This window comes from Glycocaulis sp., assembly GCF_052168375.1.
Taxonomy (GTDB): domain Bacteria; phylum Pseudomonadota; class Alphaproteobacteria; order Caulobacterales; family Maricaulaceae; genus Glycocaulis.
In genome coordinates this window covers 1-6,994 of record NZ_JBQLZR010000185.1, presented here as the reverse complement: position 1 = coordinate 6,994, position 6,994 = coordinate 1, and the positions used below count along the sequence as shown (strand labels likewise).

The 6,994-nt window shown below is 65.2% G+C and carries 6 protein-coding genes, 1 tRNA gene and 1 pseudogene; 5 read left to right on the top strand and 3 right to left on the bottom strand.

Going from position 1 to position 6,994, the window contains the following annotated elements; translation table 11 throughout:
- From ACTS2Z_RS07415 to ACTS2Z_RS07395, 5 genes are all read left to right on the top strand, one after another.
- On the top strand, window positions 1-993 hold a 993-nt coding region (locus ACTS2Z_RS07415; protein WP_442572578.1), incomplete at its 5' end, for a hypothetical protein.
- Window positions 990-2,519, top strand: coding sequence for a heme biosynthesis protein HemY (locus tag ACTS2Z_RS07410; protein WP_442572577.1), 1,530 nt, complete (start codon window positions 990-992; stop codon window positions 2,517-2,519). The genes ACTS2Z_RS07415 and ACTS2Z_RS07410, both read left to right, overlap by 4 nt.
- A 17-nt stretch (window positions 2,520-2,536) precedes the next feature.
- Window positions 2,537-3,181, top strand: a complete 645-nt coding sequence (udk, locus tag ACTS2Z_RS07405) for a uridine kinase (RefSeq protein WP_442572576.1) — start codon at window positions 2,537-2,539, stop codon at window positions 3,179-3,181.
- Between the two features lie 362 nt (window positions 3,182-3,543).
- Window positions 3,544-3,619, top strand: a tRNA-Thr gene (locus tag ACTS2Z_RS07400).
- A gap of 218 nt (window positions 3,620-3,837) precedes the next feature.
- Window positions 3,838-5,409 carry a long-chain-fatty-acid--CoA ligase gene (locus ACTS2Z_RS07395; protein WP_442572575.1) on the top strand — a complete coding sequence of 524 codons (1,572 nt, stop codon included), beginning with the start codon at window positions 3,838-3,840 and terminating at the stop codon, window positions 5,407-5,409.
- A gap of 8 nt (window positions 5,410-5,417) precedes the next feature.
- Here the strand turns inward: ACTS2Z_RS07395 and ACTS2Z_RS07390 are convergent, their stop codons facing one another.
- From ACTS2Z_RS07390 to ACTS2Z_RS07380, 3 genes and pseudogenes are all read right to left on the bottom strand, one after another.
- Window positions 5,418-6,164, bottom strand: a complete 747-nt coding sequence (locus ACTS2Z_RS07390) for an SDR family NAD(P)-dependent oxidoreductase (RefSeq protein ID WP_442572574.1) — start codon at window positions 6,162-6,164, stop codon at window positions 5,418-5,420.
- A gap of 42 nt (window positions 6,165-6,206) precedes the next feature.
- On the bottom strand, window positions 6,207-6,632 hold the full coding sequence (locus ACTS2Z_RS07385; RefSeq protein WP_442572573.1) for a response regulator: 426 nt from the start codon (window positions 6,630-6,632) through the stop codon (window positions 6,207-6,209).
- A gap of 46 nt (window positions 6,633-6,678) precedes the next feature.
- Window positions 6,679-6,994 (bottom strand): annotated as a pseudogene (locus tag ACTS2Z_RS07380) (bifunctional methylenetetrahydrofolate dehydrogenase/methenyltetrahydrofolate cyclohydrolase); the annotation flags it as partial.

The window sequence follows — 6,994 nt, the reverse complement described above, 5'->3', positions numbered from 1 at the left end:
CTGAACGCTGTGCAGGACAGGCCCCTGACCGAGATGGTGCCCACCGAAGCCTTGCGTGATTTTGACAGCGAGATCCGCGATCTGAACGCCAGGCTGGACGCTCTCGCCGAAGCGCCGACGCAAGCCGAGGCCACTGATCCGGCGGCCCTGGCCGAGCTGGAAGTCCGCCTTCAAGACAGGCTTGCCACGCTTGAGGCCGAACTGGAGAGCGTCCGTTCAACGGCAGAAGCGGCAGGCACGCAAGGCGATACCGCTGCAATTGACCTTGCACCGGTCGAGGAGCGCCTGTCCGCACTGGAGACAAGCCTGCAACAGGTGCGCGGCGAGCTGACTGCCGCCATGGACGCAAACGATGTCCGTGCCACCGAGGCCCGGGAGGCCCTCTCCGCCGAGATGTCAGCCTTTGTTGAAGCCAGTGAAACCCGTGTCTCTGACCGCATCGATACGCTGGAGGCCCGCCTCTCGGCTGCAGAAGCGAGCGCAGGCGGCGAGGCAGCGGCGGTTGAGCGCTCGGCAGCGCGTGTGCTCGCCTACACCGCCCTTCGGGAGGCGGCACAGGGTTCGGAAAGCTTTGAAGCCGAGCGGGCCAATCTTGCACGCCTCTGGCCCGGCGCACCGGGCCTTGGCGCGCTACAACCCCATGCCCGGCGCGGTGTCCCGTCCGCAGATGAGCTGGCCCAGAGTTTTCCCGCCGCATCCATCACCAGTGCCTCGGGCGAGACCCGGCGCTTCATGGGCCTGTTCGAGCTTCGCCCCGCCGACAGCGCGCCTGACAGTGCGCTGGCCCTGACACGTCAGGCCGAAAGCCGTCTGGCGCGCGGTGACCTTGCAGGCGCCGTCGAGGCCGCAGGACGCCTCGAAGGCGAAGCGGGCAGCGCTGCCGCAGACTGGCTCACCTCCGCGCGCGCCCGGCTGGACATCGAGACAGCCCTTGCCACATTGCGCAATGCCTTGAGCGAAGACGCAGCCACACAAGGCAGGAGCACGCCATGATCCGTCTCATCCTTACCGTTGCCTTGTGCGTCCTGACGGCGATCCTGGCGGTCTGGCTGACGCTCAATCCCGGAACAGCCAGCTTCGAGTTTCTCGGCTGGCAGGCCGAAACCAGCTTCGCCCTGTTCATGGGCGTGCTCATCGTCACGGCGTTTCTGCTGGCCGTGCTCTGGTGGCTGATTGCCAAGGTCTGGGGCGCACCTGACGCCTGGCGCAAGCTGCGCCAGCGCCGCCGCCGCGAACAGGGCGTGGATGCGCTGGAGCGCGCCCTCATCGCTGCAGCCGCCGGTGAGGGCGAACTGGCCGTCCGGCAAGCGGCAAGGGCCGATGCCCTGCTGGAGCGTCCCGCCCTCTCGCGCCTTTTGGCCGCACGGGCAGCGGAGGCCGCCGGCAATCTTCTGGCGGCGCGCGGCCATTACGAGGCGCTTCTGGAGGACCCCAAGACCCGCCTGGTTGCGCACCGCGGCCTCTCGGTCCTGGCCGAGACGCAAGGTGAGACCGGCAATGTGATCACCCATGCCGGCAAGGCCTATGCCGAAGCGCGCAATGCCCGCTGGGCCTTCGACAGCCTGTTCAATGCGCAGATTGCCGCCGCGCGCTGGGACGAAGCACTTGAAACCCTGACAGAGGGCGAAAAGCGCCGCCACCTGCCGCCGGACAATGCGGGGCGCCGCCGCGCCGTGATCCTGACCGTGCAGGCCCGCCAGTTGCGCCAGAGCGATGCGGAAAAGGCCACCAATCTGGCTGAACGCGCAGCCTCTGCCTCGCCGGGCTTTGCGCCTGCCGCCGTTCTGGCCGGGGAGTTGCTGCCCGGGCGCCGCCGCCACCGCAAGGCGGCTGACATTCTGGAAAGCGCCTGGCGTCTGCGCCCCCACCCGGCGATAGCCCGCGCCTATGGCGATCTGCGCAAGTCCGACACGCCCGCAAAGCGGGCCGCCCGCCTGCGCACGCTTGCCGAACTCAATCCCGATCATCGCGAATCCCGCCTCCTGCTGGCGGGCATTGCCCTGCAGCAGCGCAATATGGAGGCGGCCCGCGCCGCCCTGACACCGCTTCTGAGCGAAAATCCGTTGAGCGCGCGCGTGTGTGCGCTCGCCGCGCGCCTGTCACGTCTCGAAGGCGATGAGGATGCCGCCCAGCGCTTTCTGGCTCGGGCCACCCATGCGCCGGGCGAGGCGGACTGGTCCGACATCGATGCGGACGGGGAGGCCTTCAACTTTGCCGAAAGCGACTGGCAGCGCCTTGTCTACGCCTGGGGCGACGAGGACCGTCTCATCCATCCACGCCATGAACGCTTTGAGATGATCGCCGAAGCCCTGCCCGACCGCATCCTTCTCGAAGCGCCAAGGAAAGCCGCTCCGCAGGCCGCTGCAAAAGACCCTGCTGCAACTGAAACCGATGCTGTCATCATCGCGCCGGCGCCCTTACCAGACCGGGAAACGCGCCGCCGGGAGGAGATCCCTGCCAGCGGCCCGCGCTTTGCGCCCGATGATCCAGGCGTAAGCGATGACGAGGACAACCGGTAGGCAGGAAGGGCGTCACGATGGCACGGCTGATCGTGGGGGTGAGCGGGGGTTCGGCCTCCGGCAAGACGGAGATTGCGCGCGCCGCTGCACGGGCCCTGAAGCCCATGACGGCGCTGGTGATGGCCGAGGATGACTATTACGGCGATCACGGCGCCTCACCGGATTTTGACGCCGCCCGCTTCAATTTCGACCATCCCGCCTCGCGCGATCACGCGCTGCTGGCCGACCATCTGGAGGCGCTGCGCCGGGGCGAGACGATCGACGCCCCGATCTATGATTTCACCATCCACCGCCGCCGCACCGATACGCGCCGCATTGCGCCGTGCGACATCATCCTCGTGGAAGGCATCCACCTTTTCTGCGATGAACCGCTCAAAGACCTGTTCGACATTCGCGTCTATGTCGATGCGCCCGACGATATCCGCCTCGCACGCCGGCTCTTGCGCGATGTGAATGAACGTGGCCGGACCGCCCAGTCCGTCGTCGGCCAGTATCTGGGAACGGTGCGCCCCATGCACCATGAATGGACCCACCCGAACGCCGGATGTGCCGACATCGTCATTGGCAATGACGCCGCCGCTGCCCGCCCGGCCGACCATCTCGAAGCATTCTTCGATGCGCTGGCCAAACCCGTGGTCGAGGCGATACGGGAACGTCTTTAGTTTTCGCAACGCATTCCCCGCCTGCGCGGGGATGACGAGGTTGGGGTGTTGGTATCTGGTGTTGCAGAAGGTGCTCTGGCCTTTCCACCGGGGTCCCCGCCCCCGAGCGGGGACCCAGACTCCAGATGCGCCGTACTTTGCGACCTGCAGGCGGAAGAAAGACTGGATCCCGGGTCAAGCCCGGGAACCCGGCTGAAGGATAGAGCGCAAGTCAGGCGCGGCTGCGCGCCCCTGAAACGTGTCGTCGAGACCTCACGCACAAGCCCGCTTGCGAAGACACACGTTCGCGGATAGTTTGCGCGCCGTCGCAGGAAGGGCTATAGCCCCGCCTCCTGCCTCCGCCCGTTATACAACGTGGCAAAGCCGCTTTAGCTCAGCTGGTAGAGCAACGCATTCGTAATGCGTAGGTCGCGTGTTCGAGTCACGCAAGCGGCACCATTTCTCCCATTATTGCGCGATTTTCGCCTCTGGGACCTCCGGCAGGTTTGCTCGTAAAAACATGTGTGTTCGCCCGTGACGCTTAGCGCAGACCTGCGCTTGCAAGCTGCCCCTTCCCCTTCGCCCCGCTTCCCCTATCATCGCACCCGTAAAGGCCCGTCAGTGGCCCGTGCGCAAGGGCGAAACGCCCGGCGCGAACGTTGAGGGAGGAGACGCGAATGATCGATGCGGGCAAGCTCGTATCCATGGCCGATGTGCTGCGCCAGCAGGCCGTCGTGAACGGCAAAGTCACGGCCCAGGTTTTTGCAGACCGCACCACGAGCTATGCGGCGCTGGACGCCCATGCGAGCAGGGTCGCAAACGGGCTGATCGCGCTTGGCTGCAAGCCGGGCACCCGCATCGGGCATCTGGGCAAGAATAGCGACTATTTCGCAGAGCTGCTCTTTGGCGCCGCCAAGGCGCGCTGCGTGCTGACCGGCGTTAACTGGCGCCTCGCCGCGCCGGAGATCGGCTACATCCTGAAAGATGCCGGCGTCACCACGCTCTTTCTCGATGCGGAATACTATTCGCTTGCAGAAAGCCTGCTGGCCGGCCTGCCGGAGCTGAAAACGATCATCGCCCTTGATGGCGGACATGCCAGCTGGCCGGGCTATGCGCGCTGGCGCGACAGCCAGACCGATACCGATCCGATGCTGGATACCGGTCCGGGCGAGGATGTATTGCAGCTCTACACCTCGGGCACCACCGGTCACCCCAAAGGCGTGGTCCTGAGCCACGGGGCCTATCTTTCCCTTTTCGAGCAGGGGCTGAAAGACGGGTTCGTGACCTGGGAGCCGGGTGATCCGAACCTGGTTGCCATGCCCTATTTCCACGTCGCAGGCACGAACTGGGCGCTGCTGGGCTTCTATCAGGCGGCCACCAACATCATCGTGAAGGAGGTGGATCCGGTCGCCATCCTTGACCTTATCGAGCGCTACAAGGTGCAGACGAGCTTCTTTGTGCCGGCGGTCATCCTGTTTCTGGTGCAGGCGAGCGCGGCCAAGCCTCGAGATTTCTCGTCCTTGCGCCTTGTCGCCTATGGCGCCTCGCCCATCGCCGAGGAATTGCTGCTGAAAGCGGCAAAAATCTTCGAGTGCGGCTTCCTGCAATTCTATGGGCTGACCGAGACGAATGGCGCAGCGGTACACCTGCCGCCCGCCGACCATGACCCGGCCCGCGGCAAGCTGCGCGCCGCCGGAAAGCCCAATGCCGGCATCGAGATACGCGTTGTTGGCGAGGATGGCGGCCCTGTCGCGCAAGGCGAGGTCGGCGAGGTGTGGATACGCGGCGCCAGCCTGATGAAAGGCTACTGGAACCGCCCGGACGCCACCGCCGAGACGATCAATGCCGATGGCTGGTTCCGCTCTGGTGATGCGGGTTATCTCGATGCGGATGGCTATCTCTTCATCCATGACCGGGTGAAGGACATGATCATTTCCGGCGGCGAGAACATCTACCCCGCAGAGGTGGAAAACGCGCTCTTCTCCCATCCGGGCGTTGCCGATGTGGCCGTCATCGGCGTGCCGGACGAGCGCTGGGGCGAGGCGGTGAAAGCCGTTGTGGTGAAGGCGCCGGGATCGGACGCAAGTGCCGAGGCCCTCATCGCTCATGCCCGCGAACGCATCGCCGCCTACAAGGTGCCCAAGAGCGTCGATTTCATCGACATGCTGCCGCGCAACCCGACAGGCAAGATATTGAAGCGGGTCCTGCGCGAGCCCTACTGGAAAGGCCGGGACAGGGCGGTCAGCTGACCGCCCCCTTACGGCGCGATCTCCTCACCCTGCCAGTCATAGCACCGCCCTGACGCCGCCGGGGTAAGCGCCTCAATGACTTCCAGCAGGCACCGGGCGCTGTAATCGGGCATGAAGAGCTTGCCCTCGGGCACATTGCCGCGAAAGGGCTCCGACAGGGCCGTCTCCACCGTGCCGGGGTGCAGGCCCACAATCAGCGCATCGCGGCGCTTGCGGGCGAGCTCCACCGAACAGGTGCGGATGATCTGGTTCAGCGCCGCCTTCGACGCGCGATAGGCATGCCACCCGCCAAGCCGGTTATCACTGATGGAGCCAACGCGGGCCGACAGTGCCGCAAAGACCGCCTTGCCTTCCCGTGGCAGAGCATCCAGCAGCGCGCCCGCCACAAGGGCCGGACCTGTGGTGTTGACGGCAAGAACCTTCGCCATGCTTCCCGCATCCAGATGGCGCCATGTCTTTTCCGGCGCGAGCCCTTCATCGTGCAGAATGCCGCTGGCAACGATCACAAGGTGCACCGGCCCTGCAGATCTGATCGGCTCCAGCGCGGCTTCGATGCTATCGGGATTTTCAAGGTCAATCCGGCCCGGATGTATTTTCACCCCGTCTGGCGCAGCACCAGAACGCGACAGGGCGTGGATCTCGCCGCAGCGTGCATCACCGGAAAGATGGCGCACGAAGGCGGCGCCGATGCCACCGGAGGCTCCGATGATCACGGCGCGGTAGTTTTCAGGCAGGGAGGAAAGGGTCACGTTCATGCGTGGCAGAACTAGGCCGCTGACCCTGAAGAAAAAGGCCGCCTAGAGATGCAGCGCGTCGTTCGCCGTATCCTGGACAGTGCGCATCAGGCGGAAGCTCGCCGTACGGTCCTTGCCATTGAAGAACTCGTTCTTGTCCAGAATGGTCAGATGGCCACCCAGCGCCTCGGAATCGACCCGCGCCGATCCGGTGAGGATGAGGAGCGGCGTGCCACGCGCGATCTTTTCCGCCGTACGGACCGTGTCGGACGGATCGATTGAGTCCGGCAGGCGCAGATCGACAATGATCAGATCGTACTGGCGTTTGGCCAGCTTGCGCTTGGCGTCACCCAGCGTGCGGACAACTTCCAGCTCGAACTCGTAGCCGCCGGCATCGCAAAGCGCCTGCTGCAACAGCATGGCGTCAGCGAAGTCATCCTCGACATGGAGGACGCGCAGGGTCTGGGTGGTATTTGCAACAGTGCTCATGCTTTCACGCTATCGCTGCGCGCTTAGCAAAGCGTAAAGATGCGCATTATCCTGCGAGGGGATCGGCGATTTTTTTGCCGGTGCGGGCGGCAGCCGCTTTCAACGTATTGGCAAGCAATACAGCGATGGTCATGGGGCCAATACCGCCGGGAACCGGCGTGATGTGGCCTGCGACCTTTTCGCTCGCCACAAAGGCGACATCGCCGGTCAGGCCCGCATCCGTGCGGTTGATCCCGACATCAAGGACACACGCGCCCGGCTTGATCCAGTCAGCCTGCACCATGCCCGGCCGCCCGACGGCGGCAACCAGAATGTCGGCCGAGCGGCAGACACCCGGCAGATCACGGGTGCGCGAATGGGCG

Coding starts and splice junctions, on each gene's coding strand:
- ACTS2Z_RS07410 (WP_442572577.1), top strand. CDS start 990: ATGATCCGTCTCATCCTTACCGTTGCCTTGTGCGTCCTGACGGCGATC.
- udk (WP_442572576.1), top strand. CDS start 2,537: ATGGCACGGCTGATCGTGGGGGTGAGCGGGGGTTCGGCCTCCGGCAAG.
- ACTS2Z_RS07395 (WP_442572575.1), top strand. CDS start 3,838: ATGATCGATGCGGGCAAGCTCGTATCCATGGCCGATGTGCTGCGCCAG.
- ACTS2Z_RS07390 (WP_442572574.1), bottom strand. CDS start 6,164: ATGAACGTGACCCTTTCCTCCCTGCCTGAAAACTACCGCGCCGTGATC.
- ACTS2Z_RS07385 (WP_442572573.1), bottom strand. CDS start 6,632: ATGAGCACTGTTGCAAATACCACCCAGACCCTGCGCGTCCTCCATGTC.